Source organism: Holzapfeliella sp. JNUCC 80, assembly GCF_053667655.1.
This window is the reverse complement of record NZ_CM132205.1, coordinates 737444-755083: the sequence shown is the minus strand read 5'-3', so window position 1 is coordinate 755083 and position 17640 is coordinate 737444. Positions and strand designations below refer to the sequence as shown.

Here is a 17640-nt window from a genome sequence, read left to right as displayed (position 1 = left end):
AGACAGAATGATACCAAACGTAATGGGAACTCAACATCCAGATAACGCTAACATTCCGTTCTTTAAAAAGCATCATAATCCATTTGTTTCAGCTTTTGAAGAAATCGATGAAGCTTATGCTAACTTTTCAACTTTAGATGCCGATGAATACATGTGGGACTGGGAAGGAAAGCATGCTGATTCTTCTGTTATTAGCCGTTTGTATACTAAACAATACGACTATTTCAAAAACCATGAACTTGGTGACGATAAATTTTTAACGTTTAGATTACCTAACATTTGGGAAGAAAAAGGTTATAGTTTAATGCAAGCTATGACAACTATGATGCTGGCAGAAGATTTTGCAGACGATTTAAAATTTAAAAAACGTCCGCTATTTGAAGCGGTTCTGCCAATGACGAAAAGTGCAGATCAACTGATTGCTATGGAAGATAAGTTTGCATCACTTGCACAATTCAAGAATAAAGAATTTGAAAATACACATCCTAATAGCGACCAACTCCAAATGATTCCACTATTTGAAAGTTTTGAAGCGCAGCTAGATGCTCCTGAAATTTTAAAAGAGTATATGGCGATGTACAAAAAACACTTTAACCGCCCAATTGAGTATTTACGTGTTTTCTTAGCAGGTTCTGATTCTGCGCTTTCAAATGGATTTTTAAACAGTATTATTGGAAACAAGCTAGCATTATCCAGACTAGGTGCATTTTCAAAAGAAAGTGGTGTACCAGTTTATCCAATTGCTGGGGTAGGAAGTACAATCTTTAGAGGGGGACTTTCTCCTCAATCTGTTGATCGTTACCTTGAGGAATTCCCAGGACTTAAAACAGCAACTGTTCAATCGGCCTTTCGTTATGATTATCCAATTGATGAAGTCAAGTCAGCAATCGACAAATTACGTAATGGGTTACGTCAAAGTGAGTTTAATATTGTGAATTCAGCTGACGAAGCAATTTTACTTGAAATCGCAGCAAAAACAGCCAAAGAGTACCACCATACACTAGATCCATTGATTAATGACTTGCAATCTGTTTTTGATGCCTTTCCAAAACGTCGTGACCGTCATCAACATGTGGGGATGATTGGCTATTCTCGTGATGTTGATGGTTACAAAATGCCTCGTGCGATTACGTTTACTGGTTCTTTATACTCGGTAGGGATTCCACCAGAAATTATCGGATCAGGACAAGCATTGAGTAAATTATCAAAAGATGAATGGGCAACTTTACAAAGCTACTATCCAAATATGAAACGTGACTTTGAACATGTATTAGGATTTTATAGTCCAGAAGCAATGGCAGTCTTAAAACAAATCAATCCAGAGTTTGGTAAGATTGAATCCGATGTCGCAGATTTAACGAAACGTTTTGGTATTGAGGCTGGTCCAAAAACAAAAGAACAAGCTCAGCATTCTCAACTAGCAACAGATTTAGTCAGCATTTCAGATAAAGAAGTTCAGACTTTATTGATTGAAAAAATGAGTAAACTAAGAAGATTCTTAGGCTAATAAAAAAGACATTTGCAAAAGCAAATGTCTTTTTTGTTGCGTTATTAAATTAAATAAATTGAATAATTGACATTAAAATTGGAACAACGATGATAAATAAAACGGTACTTGTTGTCACAATATTAGTTGCATATTTAACATCCCCATGAGCTTCATTAGCCAAGATAGGAAGAACAGCAAGCATAGGTGTTGCTGATTGAACAATTAATGTTTGAGAAGCAAGGGTTGGTAAATCAGCACCCATACCTCTAACAGCTGTTAATACTAAAATCATAACAATAGGTGAGACAATGAATCTACCTAGTAATGCGACAATGGTATCACGGTCAAAACTGATACTTTTTAGTCCAGCATCAGCTAAAACAATCCCAATGTAAATCAATGATAAAGGTGTTACTAAGTTACCAACATAAGTTAATGCAGAACTAACAAATGAAACTTTCATAATTGGAATGTTTAATATTAAAAAGACAAGAGCTACTAAGAAACCGATTAGAGGCATTGGTAGAACTTTTTTCCAATCAATTTGACGTTTGGCTTTTTCTTGAGGTTTAGTTGGGTCATCATTTGAAATCAAGAAGACACCAAATGCCCAAGTTGAAACGGTATTGACAATATAGTAGACCAAGAAGAAGGTCATACTTTTATCGCCAAATAGAGCAATGTTCAAAGGTAAACCGATAAATATTGTATTAGCATTAACGATTGCATTGATGAAAACGCCTCGACGTCCGGGACGAACTTTCATAATTTTAGCTAGTGCAAAAGCAATAATATAGCCAATGATTACACTAATAAAAGCGTAAACAAGATACAGAGAAAAACTTGATAATTGGTCGCGAGATAAGCGGCTCAATACTGAAACAAAGATTGAAGCTGGCAATGCAATGTTTTTGATGAATTTTGAAATGGTTCCAGCAAAATTATTGTCGAACCATCCTGATCGTCTAAGAATGTAACCGAGTACCATAATCAAAACGACGACGAGAACGCTTTGAATTGAATTCCATAAAACTGCCATTTTAAAACTACCCCTTAATGTTGAATTTAGTCATTATTAATATCTTGATATTCAGGTGTCCATTTCATATCAGCTACAGCTTTTTTGACATCTTGAATAGGTTCTTTATTTAGACCTTGGTCAACGATACTTTGAGCAACAACTTCTGCTAATTTTTGTGAGAATTCTGTAATTTTTGAAACAGGAGGTAAGACAGCTGCACCAGGTTTTGAAGTGTCAACAATTCCACCTAAAGCATGACAAGCGGCAGATAATGTTTCTTTATTAAGTAATTTAGCTGTTGAAGCAATCAAACCAAATCCTAAACCTGGGTACATCAAAGCATTATTACCTTGTCCAATTTGGTAAGAAACGCCGTTATAGTCCACATCTTCTGCTGGAATACCCGTTGCAACTAATGCACGACCATCTGTCCATTTAATTAGGTTTTCGGCAGTTGCTTCAGCTAATTTGGTTGGGTTTGATAATGGGAAAATAATAGGACGTTCAGTATGATCAGCCATTTCTTTGACAATAGTTTCGGTGAAAGCACCGGGTTGAGTAGAAGTTCCAATCATAATTGTAGGATGTACGGCTTTGACGATAGCTTCTAAGTTAGTTAATTCATCAGCATTGGTGAATTCGCTACGTTTTCTGGTGAATGGTTTTTGAGCTGGTGTTAAATCAGCTGTATCTTCAAATAATAAACCTTGTTTGTCAACGGCATAGAAGTGTTGTTTAGCTTCTTCTTCAGTTAAACCTTCTTGCATTAATTCGTCCATAATTTGGTTAGCAATTCCCATACCAGCAGTTCCAGCACCGAATGTTAAGATTTTTTGATCTTTAATGCTTTCTTTTGAAATATTTAATGCACCTAAAATACCAGCAAGTACAACCATACCAGTTCCTTGAATATCATCATTGAAGGTTGCAATCTTATCTTTGTATTTATCTAAAATAACTTGGGCATTTGAACGACCAAAGTCTTCCCAGTGTAATAGTGATTCAGGAAATAGCTTTTGTTCTGCTTGAACAAATTTGTCAATCGCTTCATAGTAACGGTCGCCTGTGATTCTTTCGTGGCGGTTACCTAAGTATAAGGGATCATCTAATAGTTTTTGGTTGTTAGTTCCTGCATCAATGCCGACAGGAAGAACTTGTGAAGGGTCGATACCTGCGGCAGCAGTATAAACCATCAATTTACCGATTGCGATGTCAACACCGTTAACACCCCAATCACCCATACCAAGAATTCCTTCACTATCTGTCACAACAACTAAGCGGATATCACGACCACCAGCTGCGTTTCTTAGTGTATCTTCGATATCTTCAGGCGCATCAACAGAAACGAAGGCAGCATTTTGAGGATTTAAAAATAGTTCATTATATTGTTCAATAGAATCTGCAACTACGGGATCATACACAATAGGCATAAACTCAACAAGATGGTCATCCATTAAACGATAGAATAGCGTTCTGTTTTCGTTGAATAGTGTCATCAAGAAAATACGTTTTTCAAGTGGTGTTGTTTTGCTTTGAAATTGAGCGTAGGCTTGTGTTGTTTGTTGTTCAAGCGTTTGAACTTGGCTAGGAAGTGTACCAGTTAAGCCTAATTTTTGGCGTTCTTCTTTTGTGAAAGCTGTTCCTTTATTTAAAAAAGGATTATTTAAAATAGATTGATTATGTAACATTTTGATGTTCCTTTCGACTATAAGTATTAAATTAAGTACGAGTCTTATCCTAGAACTGTCAAAATATTATAGTCAAACTTGTGATATACTATAAATTAATTTTATAGTATCTGTAAAAACACTGTCATAATGGGAGTTAATGATGAACCTTAAACACCTCGCTTATTTTCAAGAAATTATTATTCAAAAAAATTTTTCAAAAGTGGCTGAAAAATTTGAAGTGAGTCAGCCGACAATTACAACAGCTATTAAAAATCTTGAAAAAGAATTTGGTACAGCTTTGTTGGTACGTGACCGTATTCATAATACGGTTAATCCCACACCAAGTGGGTTACAATTGGCTGAACATGCAAAAGTGGTCTTACATGAAATCGAAGTAGCTCATCAAGAAATTAATAATCTGACACAAAATAAGATTGTGCTGGGATTGCCACCAATCATCGAAAACCACTATTTTCCTAAGATAGGAGCAAGGCTAGCTAAAGAAGGTCTACTTTCAAATGTTCATACGGTTGAAGGTGGATCAATAGCCTTGCGCAATGCGGTAAGAGATGGCAATGTTGACTTAACTTTACTAGGTTCAATTGAACCTTTGGCTTATCAAAATCTGATAGCTGAAGAGTTTGATCGACAGCCTTTTTGTATTTACGTTTCCAAGTCTCATCCCTTGGCCAATCGAAAAAGAATTTATTTCAACGAGCTACGGCACGATGATTTTGTGTTTTTTGATAGTAATTTTGTTCATAATACAGCTTTCAATAAGTTAAGTCGCCGCAATCACTTTAGGCCTAATATTGTATTTAAATCTAATGACACGCATATCTTGATGAAGTTAATTAGTGAGAATGTTGGTGTGGGCTTTTTCACCAAGATAGTTGATTATAGTGAAGATGAGGTAACTTGCTTAGAATTGTTGGATCATGAACAGCCTGAATTTATCACGAGTATTGTTTATCGAACAAACTATGTTTTGACACCCAGTCAGCAACAATTGTTGACTATTTTGCATAGTATTTTATAGAAAAAAGCCAGCATAGATGTGCTGGCTTTTTATGATTTATTTAATTGAATAGTCAAACGAGGATTGTGTTAAGTCAACAGTGTAAGTCGTTTTTTCTAAAGGTCGTTTAGTCATGCCAACATCAGTACTATAAATAATCAAGCCTAATTGACTATCTTTTGGTAAATGATAGTAAGTTGGTTGTAATTCAAAGCTTAAGTTATAAAACTCATCAGAGTTAACATCGACTGCTTGTTTACCTTGGTAATTTTGTAAATTAGCATGCCCTTTAGCAATAAGTTTAAAGTCAGTTTCTTGAGGTTGAAGTTTGAATTCTCTCAAAGTTTCATAAGCAAATTGATAACCTAAAGGTTGTGCATTTACTTCAATGATTTGAGGAACAACAGTTAAGCGACGGCGTTTATGATACTCGACTAGCATTACAGAAATTTGACCTTTATCCATTGAGGAAGAAACGGACAAGTTTATTTTTGGTCGTCCTACCAAGGTGTTGTCAGTCTTGTTTTGGGGAAGTCTGATTTTAAGTTGTTCAGCCGCTAACTCAGATAATTCACCTTTAATAAATTCATGTTCCCATTGTTTGTTAGTGAGGTTAAGTTGTTTAAAAGTTTGACCGTTGTCGGTGAAATCCTTAATTTTTTCAGAAGCTAACTCAGACAGTACTTGAGACTGAGAAGTACCAATGGAGTTATTCCAAGTTGTTTCAGCGTGCCATACATCTGCTTCAACATTGTCTTGGATTAACACATTAGGCCATTGCTCATCAGCGTTGTTTGGAACATCTAATAGTTCTTCGGATAACCATAAGTTCATCATATTAGTGAAGTCGATAGAGGCAAGGTTATTCATATAAACATGTTCACCTTGATGAAGGAATAGTTTATGTTTAATAGGAAGTTTTTCTAATTCTTGCCAAAGCTTGTAAACATTTTTAGGTTTAACATTCCAGTCATTAAGGCCATGAACGCCAATGTAAGAACAATTTAGATTTTCAAGTTGATGACGGTAGTTTCTGATTTCCCAAAATTCACTATATTGTCCAGTTGTGCGATCTTGTTGTTCTTGTAAGTAGGCCATTTGTTTATCGAATTGCTCTTGTAATTTGATGGCGTGTCCGCTGTCTTTTAAATTACTTTGACAAACAACAGCCAATGCATCGCAATCTTCACCCTGACAAGCATCAGGAGCAATGACTAATCCGTTTTCGCGGTAATAGTCATACCAACTTGAAATGGCTGCTTCAGAAATAATTGTCTTAAGCCCTTTGACTCCGGTACTGGCAACAGCTGTTGCTAGTGTTCCTAAATAAGACTTACCAGTCATAGCAATATTGTTGTTTGACCAAAATGCAGACGTTGTTTTGGTTCTTGAAGGGGAAGTATAAGCAATTCTATCTCCTGTAAGCCATTCAATGATTTCTTTAGCACAAGTTGTTTCGCTAGGATCACCGGTGTTTCGTAAGCCATCAGAGCCTCTTGTTCCAAAACCACCGGCATATATGTTAGCGAACCCGCGAGCAAAGAAATAATCATTTAGCCGATAGATACGCTGTCTGGTTGCTGTCTCTTCAGCGCGTTGAGCAGGGGATGCATCAGGAGTGATTTTTTCAAATATATTAATAGAAGCTTCTTTAAAATGAGGTTGATTATCAGCTGTTACTTTAGTTAGGTTTTCATCAACATTATGTAAATCATTCTTGTCATCATTTGTACCACCAAAATAGGGGTTAGCTGTATATAATGAAGGGACTTTTAGTCCAAAGTCAGTTTCTTTAGGTCTAAAAATCGTAACTTGAAGTAAATCTCTTTGACCATCTAAGTCAGTATCAAGGTCACTTTCAACATAAACGACTTCTCTAATCATGTTTTGGGCGTCAAAAACAGGTAATGATTTACCATTAAAGAATAAATGCTGATTAAAGTGAGGGTCTTCAATATATTTCAAGAAGAATCCTTTATCTGCAAGATTATCAATTAACTCATACCCGTTTTTAGCACGCGTATTCAATAGTAGATAAAGTGCTTCAATGAAATTAGTTTCATCTATTATATCTGCTTCAATAAACGGTAAGTGATTGTCCGTTAGTAACTTAAAAGGATTTGATAAATCAAAATCTTGCTTGGATTCATAATTAAGTAACTGAAGAGCTAAGACGTAAAATTCTGAACTAGTTAAAGTTGTTTGATCTTCGTCTAACCACTGCTTAAGTGTTTTGTGGTTATTGATTGCGAGTAGATTAAATTTGTAGTCAAGTGATTCACTTGAGTTAACTTCAGGGAAGAAGTTGCTAAAAGCAGTGTAGACGTTATTTGAAAACGAGAGCTTATCATAGTTTTTAGATATAAAATCAAGTTGTTCAAGTTCTTCTTGCTGCTGGTTAAGTGGCAGATGTAATCTGGCATATTGGTTATAGTTCATCTAAATCCTCCGTATTATTAAAAAATTAATGATTAACTAATAATAATTTTATCTTTTTTGGTGTTTGATTAAAAGGTTAAAGAATAAGATAAACAAAAAAGACCAACTCATGTTGAGTTGGTCTTTTATATGTAGATAATTGATGACACAGGTGAGATTCGAACTCACGACCTACGGTTTAGAAGACCGTTGCTCTATCCAGCTGAGCTACTGTGTCAAAACATTACTTAAACAGTATATCTAGAATCGGCGTATGTGTCAACAAAAAACACAAACTTTTTTCAAATAAATATTTTTGGAATATTTAACTGAATAAATTGACGTTTTATAACTTATTTGATACTATTAGGTAGTTGTATTTGTGTACCTCACATCTGCAACCGCACGCTCAAGGTTTTAAGCCGTTAGGCACCTTGTTTAGTGGCGAGTCTAAGAATACATTTTCAGGAGGTGTACAATATGTACGCAATTATTAATACAGGTGGTAAACAGTACAAAGTCGAAAAAGGCGAAGCTGTTTACGTAGAAAAATTAAACATTGAAGAAGGCCAAAACGTAACATTTGACCAAGTTGTTCTTGTAAACGACGGCAAATCTACAAAAGTTGGTACTCCTTTTGTTGAAGGTGCTAGTGTTGTGGCTAAAGTTGAAAAACAAGGTAAAGAAAAGAAAGTTGTTACTTTCAAATACAAACCTAAAAAACATAGCCATACTAAAAAAGGTCACCGTCAACCTTATACAAAAGTGGTTATCGAAGATATTAAAGCTTAATTTAATTTAATGACTTTGCGAGGTGAAAAAAATGCTAGATCTTAACAATATTAAACTATTTTCTAAACATAAAGGTGGAGGTTCAACTGCTAACGGTCGTGACTCTGCTGGTCGTCGTTTAGGTGCTAAACGTGCTGATGGTCAAACTGTAACAGCTGGCTCAATCTTATTCAGACAACGTGGAACAAAAATCCACCCAGGTCAAAACGTTGGACGTGGTAGTGACGATACTTTATTTGCAAAAATCGAAGGTGTTGCTAAATTCGAACGTCTAGGTAGAGATCGTAAACAAGTTTCAGTTTACCCATTAGAACAAGCTAAATAATAACTTTTAAAAGGCTGAAATTATTCAGCCTTTTTTTATTGGAGGAAATATGAATCTTTATCAGAAAAGAAGAGAACAAATCTACCAAAAACTAAATAAAGAACAAAAACAGGCAGTGCTGTTATTCAATGAAAAAAATATTCGTTATTTAACTGGTTTTACAGGCGATGAAGCCCAACTATTGCTCACTTTACAAGGAGAAGCAGTGTTAATGTCAGATTCAAGATTCATGGGTCAAATTGAAGCTGAAGTTGACAAAGGGGTTAAAGTTTATAATAAAACAAAAGCATTGCTTCAAGAACTAGATACCGTTATAACTAATCAACATATTAAGCAGTTAGTTATCGAAGGTGATGATATCAGTGCCTCTTTGTTTATGGACTTAACTGATGCATTACAGTCTGTCGATGTAAAGTTATGTTATCAATGGGTAGAAAAACTTCAAATGATAAAAGATGAAAAAGAAATTTCTTTAATAAAAAAAGCAATTGAAATTTCAGAAAAAAGTTTAAAAAAAGTAATACCTGAAATCAAACCGGGAATTTCAGAAAAAGAAATTGCTAATTTGTTAGATTTTCAATTAAAACAAGACGGACTATCTGATGTTAGTTTTGAAACAATTGTTGCTTCAGGTTATCGTAGTGCTTGGCCACATGGTGCTGCTAGTGATAAAGTGATTGAAAATAATGAATTAGTAACGATTGACTTTGGGGGTTACTATCAAGGATATACATCAGATATCACAAGAACTTTTGCGGTTGGTGAAGTACCTGATGAGCTTGAAAAGATTTACCACATTGTTTTAGAAGCTAATAGACGTGCTACAGATAAGGCGAGAGTTGGCTGTACAGGACTCGAAGTTGATCGTGCAGCACGTGAGTATATTAAGGAATGTGGCTATGGTGATTATTTTGGACATGGTATTGGACACGGTATTGGGTTAAATGTTCATGAATTAACTGATCCAAGACTATCGTTCAAAGATATCACATTACAAAAAGATATGATTATCACAATCGAACCTGGTATTTATGTACCAGGACTAGGCGGCGTTAGGATTGAAGATGATGTGTTGGTAACAGATGGTGAACCAGAAGTTCTAACAACATTACCTAAAGCCGAATTAATCAAATTATAATCTTGCACTATACATATTAAAATTGATATTATAAAGTACAAGTAAAAACGGAGGAAAAATACATGATTTCAGTAAATGATTTAAAAAATGGTTTAACAATTCAATTTGATGGACAATTATGGAAAGTAAACGAGTTCCAACACGTAAAACCTGGTAAAGGTGGCGCATTCGTGCGTACAAAATTACGTAACTTAAGAACAGGTGCTGTTCAAGAAAAAACTTTCCGTTCAAGTGAAAAGGTTGAACGTGCAACAATTGATAACAACGAAATGCAATATTTATACGCTGATGGTGACAAACACGTATTTATGGATACAAAAACATACGAACAAGTTGAATTACCAAACGATGAAATTGTAGAAGAATTAAAATTCATGAAAGAAAACATGGTTGTGAACGTGACAATGTTTGAAAATGAATTATTGGGTGTTGAACTACCTAAAGTAGTTGAATTAACTGTTGCTGAAACAGAACCTGGAATCCGTGGAGATACTTCTTCTGGTGGTTCAAAACCTGCTACAATGGAATCAGGAGCTGTTGTGCAAGTGCCATTCTTCGTTAACGAAGGTGATGTATTGAGTATTAACACAACAGATGGAACATATATTTCTCGCGCAAACTAGTAGATTAGTAAAGTAGAGGTGTCGATATGGCAGAAGATACAGCAATTTTGTTAGCAAAAGATGGATCAGATGATCAGATTAAAGTTAACCTTCACGTACTTGAAATTATTTTGGGAATTGCCGCAACAAAAATAGAAGGCGTTTACCAAATGCGTGGCACTTTTGGCAACAACCTTAATGAGTTATTTGGTCGTATTAATCGTGGTAAAGGTGTTACGATTGAAGTCAACGAACACAATCAGTTAAAAACAGATGTTTACGTTTATTTAAAATATGGTGTTAGCGTCCCACAAGTTGCTTTAACACTTCAAAAAGAGTTAACAGAGCAACTTAAACAAATGACTGATTTGAAACTAGATGAAATTAATATTCATGTTGTTGGTCTTGTTTCTCAAAAACCTGAAAAAATCGACCCCGATGCTTTATTTGACGAGGAAATGACTGATTAAGGGAGAGCCAAATATGAACCAACATGATATCCGTCGAGCAGCACTTCAAGCAAACTTCATTCAATTAAGTAGTGAATTAACAGCCGATCAAGCACTTGAAACGGTTAAAGACCATTACTTAAGTGAAGAAGAAACTTTACCTCAATTCTTAGAATTGTTGGTTAAAGGTGTTGCTTCAAAGAAAGATGAACTAAATCAAGTCATTGATGATCGTTTGAGTGACAAATGGCAATTTAACCGAATTGCTAAAATTAATATTGCAATCTTACAATTAGCATTGTACGAATTACAATACACTGAAACCCCAACGGCTGTTGCTATTAATGAAGCTTTGAATTTAGCTGATGAATTTAGTGACGAAAAATCCAAGAAGTTTATTAATGGATTATTATCAAATTTTAGTAAGCAATAATGAAGAAGCTGGTATATTTTTTGTATACCAGCTTTAAATATAATGGAGGAGAACTATGTTTAAACTGATAAGCGGAAAAGCAATTGCCCAAAAAAGACAAGAAGATTTACGTCTAGAAGTTGAAAGCCTTAAGCAAAAAGGTGTGACCCCCAGTCTACGAGTGATTTTGGTGGGGCATAGTGGTCCTAGTGAAATTTATGTGCGTAACAAAAAACGTCGAGCAGAAGAATTAGGTTTAGATTTTGAGTTAATCAGATTTGATGAAACGGTTACCGAAAAAGAATTAATTGCGTTTATTCAATCACTAAATGAAGACAAAGCAGTTGATGCGATGTTAGTTCAATTACCGCTTCCAAAACATATCGATGAAGAAAAAGTTGTTCAAACTGTTTCTCCTTATAAAGACGTAGATGGTTTTAGTCCAATTAACTTCGGTTATTTGTGGCAAAACAACCCCAATGTAATTCCATCAACAGCTGGTGGTATTATGACATTGCTTGAAGAAAGCAATATTTCAACTGCTTCTAAGCATGTTGTTATCGTTGGTCGCAGTAACATCGTTGGTCGTCCATTAGGGGCCTTAATGTTAAACGCTGATGCAACAGTTACCATGGCTCACTCCAAAACAAAAGATTTGAAATCAATTACTAGACAAGCCGATATTTTAATTAGTGCCGTTGGAAAAGCTCACTTTATTACCGCTGATATGGTTAAAAAAGGAGCAACAGTTATAGACGTCGGAATGAACCGTGATGAAAACGATAAGTTGGTAGGGGACGTTGAGTTTGATGAAGTTGCCGAGGTTGCAAGCGCAATGACACCTGTTCCTGGTGGTGTTGGTCCAATGACAATTTTGACATTAATGGAACAAACTATTGAGATAGCTAAAAAGCGTGTTTAATCATGACAGAACAAAATTATTTAAGTGTTTCACTTTTAACAACCTATCTTAAACGAAAATTCGATTTAGACCCTTACCTTAAAAAAGTTTACCTAACAGGTGAGATTTCAAACTTTCGAATGCGTCCAAATACCCATCAGTATTTTTCAATTAAAGATGATCAGTCTAAAATTAATGTAGTTATGTTTAAATCGGCATTTCAAAAGGTAAAATTCACACCTGAAGAAGGAATGAAAGTTCTCATAGAAGGGCATGTCAGTATTTATCCACCAACAGGTAGTTATCAATTCTATATTGATAAAATGCAACCTGATGGTATTGGTGCACTTTATGCGGCTTATGAACAATTAAAGAAAAAACTTTATAGTGAAGGATTATTCTCAGTTGATAAAAAAGCTATTCCTAAATTTCCTGACAAAATCGCGGTTATCACTAGTCCATCTGGGTCAGTTATTCAAGATATTATAACAACAGTAAAACGTCGTTATCCCAAATGTCAAATTGTCTTATTTCCGGCAATTGTACAAGGTGACAAAGCAAAAGATAGTTTAATTCGTGCGATTGAGCAGGTGAAAAACAGTCAGCTGAATTTTGATACGATGATAATTGGTCGCGGTGGCGGATCAATTGAAGATTTGTGGCCATTTAATGAGGAGCAAGTTATTCGTCAATTATTTGATTTGGATTTGCCTATCATTAGCTCAGTCGGTCACGAAACGGATACAACATTAAGTGATTTAGTTGCTGATGTACGTGCTGCTACGCCAACTGCTGCAGCTGAAATTGTAACACATAATCTACCTGATGTTTTAGACTATTTATCACAAGCTAGAAGCCGTCTTTATCAAACCGTATCTAAAGAGATTACCTATCGTAAACAAGCTCTAGCTAATTTGACAGATAATCCATTCTTAAAAAATCCAAGTCGAATTTATGAGCAACAATTACAATTGGTTGATCAATTATCAAATCGATTAAAGCAAACAACCAACCAAATTTTAAAAACTAAAAACTACCAATTAGAAATTATGAGTCATCAAATTGATGGGCGATTATTGAGGCAACGCATTGAACACTATCAAACATTAGTCAATAATCAAACCCGACAACTAACTTATAATTTTAAACAGTTACTAAGTCATCAAACAGCACGTGTTCAATATACAATGAATCAATTAGATGCTTTGAGCCCACTAAATACGATGAAACGTGGGTATACTTATACTGCAGATGACCAAGGACAAGTTATAAAATCTGTTGCACAACTTGCTGTAAATCAAACAGTGACTGTTCATTATTATGATGGTAGTGCGACAGTGAATGTACGTGATATAAAAAAGGAGAATAAAGATGGCTGAATCGACTAATTTTGAATCCCAGTTACAAGAGTTAGAAACAATTGTCAAAAACTTAGAAAATGCGCAAGTACCTTTAGAAGAAGCGCTTGATCAATTCAAAAAAGGTGTTGAATTAAGCCAATCTCTTCAAAAACAATTAGTCAATGCAGAAGATACTGTTAATAAGCTAATGAATGAAGATGGTCAATTACAAGATTTCAATACAGAAAAGGATTAGAGATACCGTGGAAAAAGTAAGAGAGCTGCAATCAGAGTATTTGTCAGATTTTAATCAGTTTTTGACATCTGAAATTGAGTCTCAAATAGTGGATTCTGATTTTGCAGAAATACTTAATTATTCAATTCAAGCAGGAGGTAAGCGAATACGTCCATTGTTTGTTTTTGCAGTATGTCGAATGTTGAATCGTAAAATCGATGAAACGGTCTTCAAAGCTGCGGCAGCAATTGAATGTTTGCATACTTATTCGCTTATTCATGATGATTTACCTGATATGGATAATGATGATTATCGTCGAGGTCAATTGACTAGCCACAAGAAATTTGGTGAAGCTAATGCTATTTTAGCAGGGGATGCACTATTGACTTTAGGATTACAGTGGTTAGCAGAACTGCCTAATTGTGCTGGCGATATTGTCGCTTATGTTAGTCGAGCAATTGGCGCTAATGGAATGGTTTATGGACAGTATTTGGATGTTCTTTCTGAAACAGATCAGTCAATTCAAGATGTTGCTAAAATTCATCATTTAAAGACGAGTCGCTTATTTCAAGCAAGTTTATATACAGGACTTAAGTTGTCTGATGCAACAGCAGAGGAAATTTCAAGTACGTTAGACTTTGGGGATGCTTTTGGATTAGCATTTCAAATTTTTGATGATTTAGATGATGCGAATCAAGCTGCTTTAGAGGGTCATGATGACGAAGATAAAACAACTTATGTTAGCATTTACGGCATCGATGGTGCACAATCACACTTGGCAGAAGAAATTAGCAAAGCAAAATCAGCTCTTGCTGCTATTCCTGGGCGTGATTACTTATTAGATTTTTTAGATTACTTTGACAGTGGGGAATAATAGTTGAAAAAAAGAGTAGATGTAATTTTAGCAGAACAAGGGTACTTTCCATCTAGACAGCGTGCCCAAAGTGCAATCATGGCGGGGAATGTTTTGGATCACAATCATCAGCGAATTGACAAAGCCGGCGATAAATTTGATGAATCTGAAACTTTTATTTTGAAAAATCATGAAGCTAAGTATGTATCACGAGGTGGCTTTAAGCTCGAAAAAGCACTAAAAGTTTTTAATATCTCATTACAAGATAAAATTTGTTTAGATATTGGTGCTTCAACAGGTGGTTTTACTGATGTGGCATTACAAAATGGTGCACAAAAAGTATACGCTTTAGATGTTGGGTATAATCAACTGGCTTGGTCTTTAAGAGAAGATCCTAGAGTAGTTGTTATGGAAAGACAAAACTTTCGTTATAGTACGCTAGCAGACTTTAATGAAGGACGTCCAACTTTTGCAATGACAGATGTGTCGTTTATTTCATTAAAACTAATCTTGCCACCAATGTATGAGATTTTAGAAGCTAACCATGATGCTGTCTGCTTAATTAAGCCACAGTTTGAAGCTGGTCGCGAAAAAGTTGGTAAAAAAGGAATTATCAAAGATCATAAAGTCCATGCCGAAGTGTTAGACACTATTATTGATTTTTCATTAAAAACTGGTTTTGATGTACTAGATTTAGACTTTTCACCGATTAAAGGTGGCCATGGAAATATTGAATTTTTGATTCATTTACGCAAAAACGAATCAGGATCTGGTCAAAACAAGTGGAATAAGTCTGTACCAGAATTAATGGCATTAGTTGATGAAGGAATTTAAAATAAGACAATGAAAAAAGTACTTAGACAAAACGCGATTTTAGATATTATTAAAAATAATACTGTGCAAAGTCAGCAGGAACTATTGGAGTATTTAAATGAGCGTGGTATTAAGACGACACAAGCCACAATCTCAAGAGATTTTGATGATTTATATATCGACAAAAACCGCCTAACAACCGAAGGCTTTGCCTACAGTCAAAATAAGAAAATGACGCAACTTAAAAAAGATAGACAGTTCTTATCTTTTCCAATAACAGATATTAAGCAAAAACGGGATATGGTTCAATTGCAGACCCATCCCGGGATGGCTGAAGCCTTGGGTGAAGAAATCAAGGCTAAAAATCTTGAAGGATTATTTTCTGTTATCGAAAATGATGCGTTAGTTTTAATTATTTTTTATTCAGTTAAAGATGCATCAGCCTTTATCAAATATTTGCATCAATTGTAAGAAATGAGGATGCTATGTTAAGTCAATTAGATATTAAAAATTTTGCGATTATTGAAGAAGTTCAAATGACCTTCAATGCGAATATGTCAACCTTAATTGGTGAAACAGGTGCGGGTAAATCTATCATTATTGATGCGCTATCACTATTAATGGGACAACGTGCCTCTTCTGAGATGGTCCGTAGCCAAGCTAGTGAAGCTGTCATTACAGGATTATTTGAGGTTACGCATAATCGAGATAAAATTCAACAATTACTAGATGGTTATAATATCGAATTAGATGATAATCAATTGGTTATTCAAAGACGCATTTCTCAAAAAGGTCGCAATATTATTCGAGTTAATGGCGAGCTCACAACGGTTAGTTTGTTGAAAGAGTTGAGCCCATTTTTAGTTAATATTCATGGGCAACATGACCAACAAATTTTGATGAATCAAATGTCACATTTATCATTATTAGACAGCTATGCAAAAGATAAGTTAGCGCAAGTCAAAGAGGCTTATGATACGGCCTTTACAACTTACCAAAAATTATCACGTCAATTAGATAAAATCACGGATAATGCTCAACAAATGGCTCAGCAAGCTGACATTTTAAACTTTCAAATTAACGAAATTGATGAGTTTGAAATTGATTTGGAAAGTGATCAGAATTTAGAAGAAGAACTTGAAAAGTTATCAAACTTTCAAACAATTAGCGACAAAATCTATCAACTATTAGCCTACCTTGAATCAGATGATCAGGGACTAATGACCATTATGAACGCTGTTAAATCTGAATCTGATAATTTAACGATCTATGGTACTGAGTTTAAAAATTTAGCACAAACGATTAATGATGCCTATTACTCAATAGATGATGCTAATCATCAGTTGCATACTATTTCAGATAATTTCGACTTTGATGAAGCACATTTTCAATATGTGTCTGAACGTGTCACACAATTATTAAATCTCCAAAAGAAATATGGTCCGACTTTAAATGATGTTTTAGCATTCCGTGAAAATGCACAGCAACAACTAGATGAGTTATTTTTCAGTCAAGATGATATTGAAGCTATTAAGCAACAAAAAGAGGCTGTTTTACAAGATGTTAAAAAATATGCCGCACAATTAACCGATATCAGAAGTAAACAAGCCAAGTTGTTAGAACAAGAAGTTAAGCAACAACTCAACGATTTATATATGGATAAAGCCCAGTTTGAGATTCGATTTATTTTGAATGCTGAATTCGATAAAAACGGACAAGACAGTGCCATTTTTTATATTTCGTCAAATACTGGCGAAAGTTTACAACCGCTACATAAGGTTGCTTCTGGTGGGGAACAATCACGTGTGATTTTAGCGTTGAAAACAATATTTTCACGAGCTGATCAAGTTTCAACTGTTATTTTTGATGAAATTGATACAGGTGTTTCTGGTAGAGTGGCGACTGCTATTGGACATAAGATGAAACAAATCGCTCAAAATCAACAAGTTTTAGTTATCACACACTCACCACAAATTGCAGCATTGTCGGATTATCGCTACTTAATTGAAAAACATGTCGTGAATGAGAGAACGAAGACAATGATTAGCAACTTGAATTTGGATGAGTCTATCACAGCTATTGCAAAAATGATAGCCGGTGATTCCGTGACGAATGCGGCCTTAGAAAATGCCAAAGCCTTATTAGGACTTGCTGAATAGTGGCA

At 35.0% G+C, this 17640-nt stretch carries 18 protein-coding genes, 1 tRNA gene and 1 other annotated feature; of the genes, 15 read left to right on the top strand and 4 right to left on the bottom strand.

Annotated features, from left to right (window positions below; all coding sequences use genetic code 11):
- Positions 1–22 precede the first annotated feature (22 nt).
- A complete protein-coding gene (gene ppcA, locus JNUCC80_RS03810) occupies positions 23–1507 on the top strand; it encodes a phosphoenolpyruvate carboxylase (RefSeq protein WP_454153348.1) in 1485 nt (494 codons plus the stop codon).
- Between the two features lie 49 nt (positions 1508–1556).
- On the opposite strand, the gene JNUCC80_RS03805 is transcribed toward ppcA, so the two are convergent.
- Positions 1557–2528: an AEC family transporter gene (locus JNUCC80_RS03805; RefSeq protein WP_454152622.1), complete on the bottom strand. Its 972-nt coding sequence runs from the start codon at positions 2526–2528 to the stop codon at positions 1557–1559.
- A 26-nt stretch (positions 2529–2554) separates the two neighbouring features.
- The gene (locus JNUCC80_RS03800) at positions 2555–4198 is read right to left on the bottom strand and encodes a malolactic enzyme (RefSeq protein WP_454152621.1); all 1644 of its coding nucleotides are present in this window, start codon (positions 4196–4198) and stop codon (positions 2555–2557) included.
- 142 nt (positions 4199–4340) lie between these two features.
- Between JNUCC80_RS03800 and JNUCC80_RS03795 the strand changes: the two genes are divergently transcribed.
- The gene (locus tag JNUCC80_RS03795) at positions 4341–5219 is read left to right on the top strand and encodes a LysR family transcriptional regulator (protein WP_454152620.1); all 879 of its coding nucleotides are present in this window, start codon (positions 4341–4343) and stop codon (positions 5217–5219) included.
- A 36-nt stretch (positions 5220–5255) separates the two neighbouring features.
- Here JNUCC80_RS03795 and JNUCC80_RS03790 read toward each other — a convergent pair whose 3' ends face one another.
- A complete protein-coding gene (locus JNUCC80_RS03790) occupies positions 5256–7637 on the bottom strand; it encodes a Xaa-Pro dipeptidyl-peptidase (RefSeq protein WP_454152619.1) in 2382 nt (793 codons plus the stop codon).
- A 143-nt stretch (positions 7638–7780) separates the two neighbouring features.
- Positions 7781–7854 (bottom strand) — tRNA-Arg (locus tag JNUCC80_RS03785).
- Positions 7855–8005: 151 nt separating this feature from the next.
- Positions 8006–8078 (top strand) — a sequence feature (ribosomal protein L21 leader region).
- 18 nt (positions 8079–8096) lie between these two features.
- On the opposite strand from JNUCC80_RS03785, the gene rplU reads away from it, so the two are divergent.
- The 13 genes from rplU to recN all read left to right on the top strand — a co-directional run bounded on the left by rplU (position 8097) and on the right by recN (position 17635).
- The gene (gene rplU / locus JNUCC80_RS03780; protein ID WP_056975169.1) at positions 8097–8408 is read left to right on the top strand and encodes a 50S ribosomal protein L21; all 312 of its coding nucleotides are present in this window, start codon (positions 8097–8099) and stop codon (positions 8406–8408) included.
- Positions 8409–8439: 31 nt separating this feature from the next.
- Positions 8440–8733, top strand: coding sequence for a 50S ribosomal protein L27 (gene rpmA / locus JNUCC80_RS03775; RefSeq protein ID WP_454144385.1), 294 nt, complete (start codon positions 8440–8442; stop codon positions 8731–8733).
- A gap of 49 nt (positions 8734–8782) precedes the next feature.
- Entirely contained in the window at positions 8783–9871 is a 1089-nt protein-coding gene (locus tag JNUCC80_RS03770; protein ID WP_454152618.1) for a M24 family metallopeptidase, read from the top strand.
- Positions 9872–9933: 62 nt separating this feature from the next.
- The gene (gene efp / locus JNUCC80_RS03765; RefSeq protein WP_454144389.1) at positions 9934–10494 is read left to right on the top strand and encodes an elongation factor P; all 561 of its coding nucleotides are present in this window, start codon (positions 9934–9936) and stop codon (positions 10492–10494) included.
- A 26-nt stretch (positions 10495–10520) separates the two neighbouring features.
- Entirely contained in the window at positions 10521–10943 is a 423-nt protein-coding gene (locus tag JNUCC80_RS03760) for an Asp23/Gls24 family envelope stress response protein (protein WP_339969907.1), read from the top strand.
- A 13-nt stretch (positions 10944–10956) separates the two neighbouring features.
- Positions 10957–11355, top strand: a complete 399-nt coding sequence (gene nusB / locus JNUCC80_RS03755) for a transcription antitermination factor NusB (protein WP_454152617.1) — start codon at positions 10957–10959, stop codon at positions 11353–11355.
- Between the two features lie 55 nt (positions 11356–11410).
- The gene (locus tag JNUCC80_RS03750) at positions 11411–12256 is read left to right on the top strand and encodes a bifunctional 5,10-methylenetetrahydrofolate dehydrogenase/5,10-methenyltetrahydrofolate cyclohydrolase (protein ID WP_454152616.1); all 846 of its coding nucleotides are present in this window, start codon (positions 11411–11413) and stop codon (positions 12254–12256) included.
- A 2-nt stretch (positions 12257–12258) separates the two neighbouring features.
- Complete coding sequence (xseA, locus tag JNUCC80_RS03745; protein ID WP_454152615.1) at positions 12259–13614, top strand: exodeoxyribonuclease VII large subunit; 1356 nt, start codon at positions 12259–12261, stop codon at positions 13612–13614.
- Complete coding sequence (locus tag JNUCC80_RS03740) at positions 13607–13831, top strand: exodeoxyribonuclease VII small subunit (RefSeq protein WP_454152614.1); 225 nt, start codon at positions 13607–13609, stop codon at positions 13829–13831. Before xseA ends, JNUCC80_RS03740 begins: the two co-directional genes overlap by 8 nt.
- 7 nt (positions 13832–13838) lie before the next feature.
- On the top strand, positions 13839–14684 hold the full coding sequence (locus JNUCC80_RS03735; protein ID WP_454152613.1) for a polyprenyl synthetase family protein: 846 nt from the start codon (positions 13839–13841) through the stop codon (positions 14682–14684).
- 3 nt (positions 14685–14687) lie between these two features.
- Positions 14688–15497, top strand: coding sequence for a TlyA family RNA methyltransferase (locus JNUCC80_RS03730; RefSeq protein WP_454144401.1), 810 nt, complete (start codon positions 14688–14690; stop codon positions 15495–15497).
- A gap of 9 nt (positions 15498–15506) precedes the next feature.
- Positions 15507–15947, top strand: coding sequence for a hypothetical protein (locus JNUCC80_RS03725; protein WP_454144403.1), 441 nt, complete (start codon positions 15507–15509; stop codon positions 15945–15947).
- Positions 15948–15961: 14 nt separating this feature from the next.
- Positions 15962–17635, top strand: coding sequence for a DNA repair protein RecN (gene recN, locus JNUCC80_RS03720; protein WP_454152612.1), 1674 nt, complete (start codon positions 15962–15964; stop codon positions 17633–17635).
- Positions 17636–17640 lie beyond the last annotated feature (5 nt).

What these genes read in the sequence shown, in the direction of transcription:
- ppcA (WP_454153348.1), top strand. Translation starts at nt 23, where the DNA reads ATGGGAACTCAACATCCAGATAACGCTAACATTCCGTTCTTTAAAAAG.
- JNUCC80_RS03805 (WP_454152622.1), bottom strand. Translation starts at nt 2,528, where the DNA reads ATGGCAGTTTTATGGAATTCAATTCAAAGCGTTCTCGTCGTCGTTTTG.
- JNUCC80_RS03800 (WP_454152621.1), bottom strand. Translation starts at nt 4,198, where the DNA reads ATGTTACATAATCAATCTATTTTAAATAATCCTTTTTTAAATAAAGGA.
- JNUCC80_RS03795 (WP_454152620.1), top strand. Translation starts at nt 4,341, where the DNA reads ATGAACCTTAAACACCTCGCTTATTTTCAAGAAATTATTATTCAAAAA.
- JNUCC80_RS03790 (WP_454152619.1), bottom strand. Translation starts at nt 7,637, where the DNA reads ATGAACTATAACCAATATGCCAGATTACATCTGCCACTTAACCAGCAG.
- rplU (WP_056975169.1), top strand. Translation starts at nt 8,097, where the DNA reads ATGTACGCAATTATTAATACAGGTGGTAAACAGTACAAAGTCGAAAAA.
- rpmA (WP_454144385.1), top strand. Translation starts at nt 8,440, where the DNA reads ATGCTAGATCTTAACAATATTAAACTATTTTCTAAACATAAAGGTGGA.
- JNUCC80_RS03770 (WP_454152618.1), top strand. Translation starts at nt 8,783, where the DNA reads ATGAATCTTTATCAGAAAAGAAGAGAACAAATCTACCAAAAACTAAAT.
- efp (WP_454144389.1), top strand. Translation starts at nt 9,934, where the DNA reads ATGATTTCAGTAAATGATTTAAAAAATGGTTTAACAATTCAATTTGAT.
- JNUCC80_RS03760 (WP_339969907.1), top strand. Translation starts at nt 10,521, where the DNA reads ATGGCAGAAGATACAGCAATTTTGTTAGCAAAAGATGGATCAGATGAT.
- nusB (WP_454152617.1), top strand. Translation starts at nt 10,957, where the DNA reads ATGAACCAACATGATATCCGTCGAGCAGCACTTCAAGCAAACTTCATT.
- JNUCC80_RS03750 (WP_454152616.1), top strand. Translation starts at nt 11,411, where the DNA reads ATGTTTAAACTGATAAGCGGAAAAGCAATTGCCCAAAAAAGACAAGAA.
- xseA (WP_454152615.1), top strand. Translation starts at nt 12,259, where the DNA reads ATGACAGAACAAAATTATTTAAGTGTTTCACTTTTAACAACCTATCTT.
- JNUCC80_RS03740 (WP_454152614.1), top strand. Translation starts at nt 13,607, where the DNA reads ATGGCTGAATCGACTAATTTTGAATCCCAGTTACAAGAGTTAGAAACA.
- JNUCC80_RS03725 (WP_454144403.1), top strand. Translation starts at nt 15,507, where the DNA reads ATGAAAAAAGTACTTAGACAAAACGCGATTTTAGATATTATTAAAAAT.
- recN (WP_454152612.1), top strand. Translation starts at nt 15,962, where the DNA reads ATGTTAAGTCAATTAGATATTAAAAATTTTGCGATTATTGAAGAAGTT.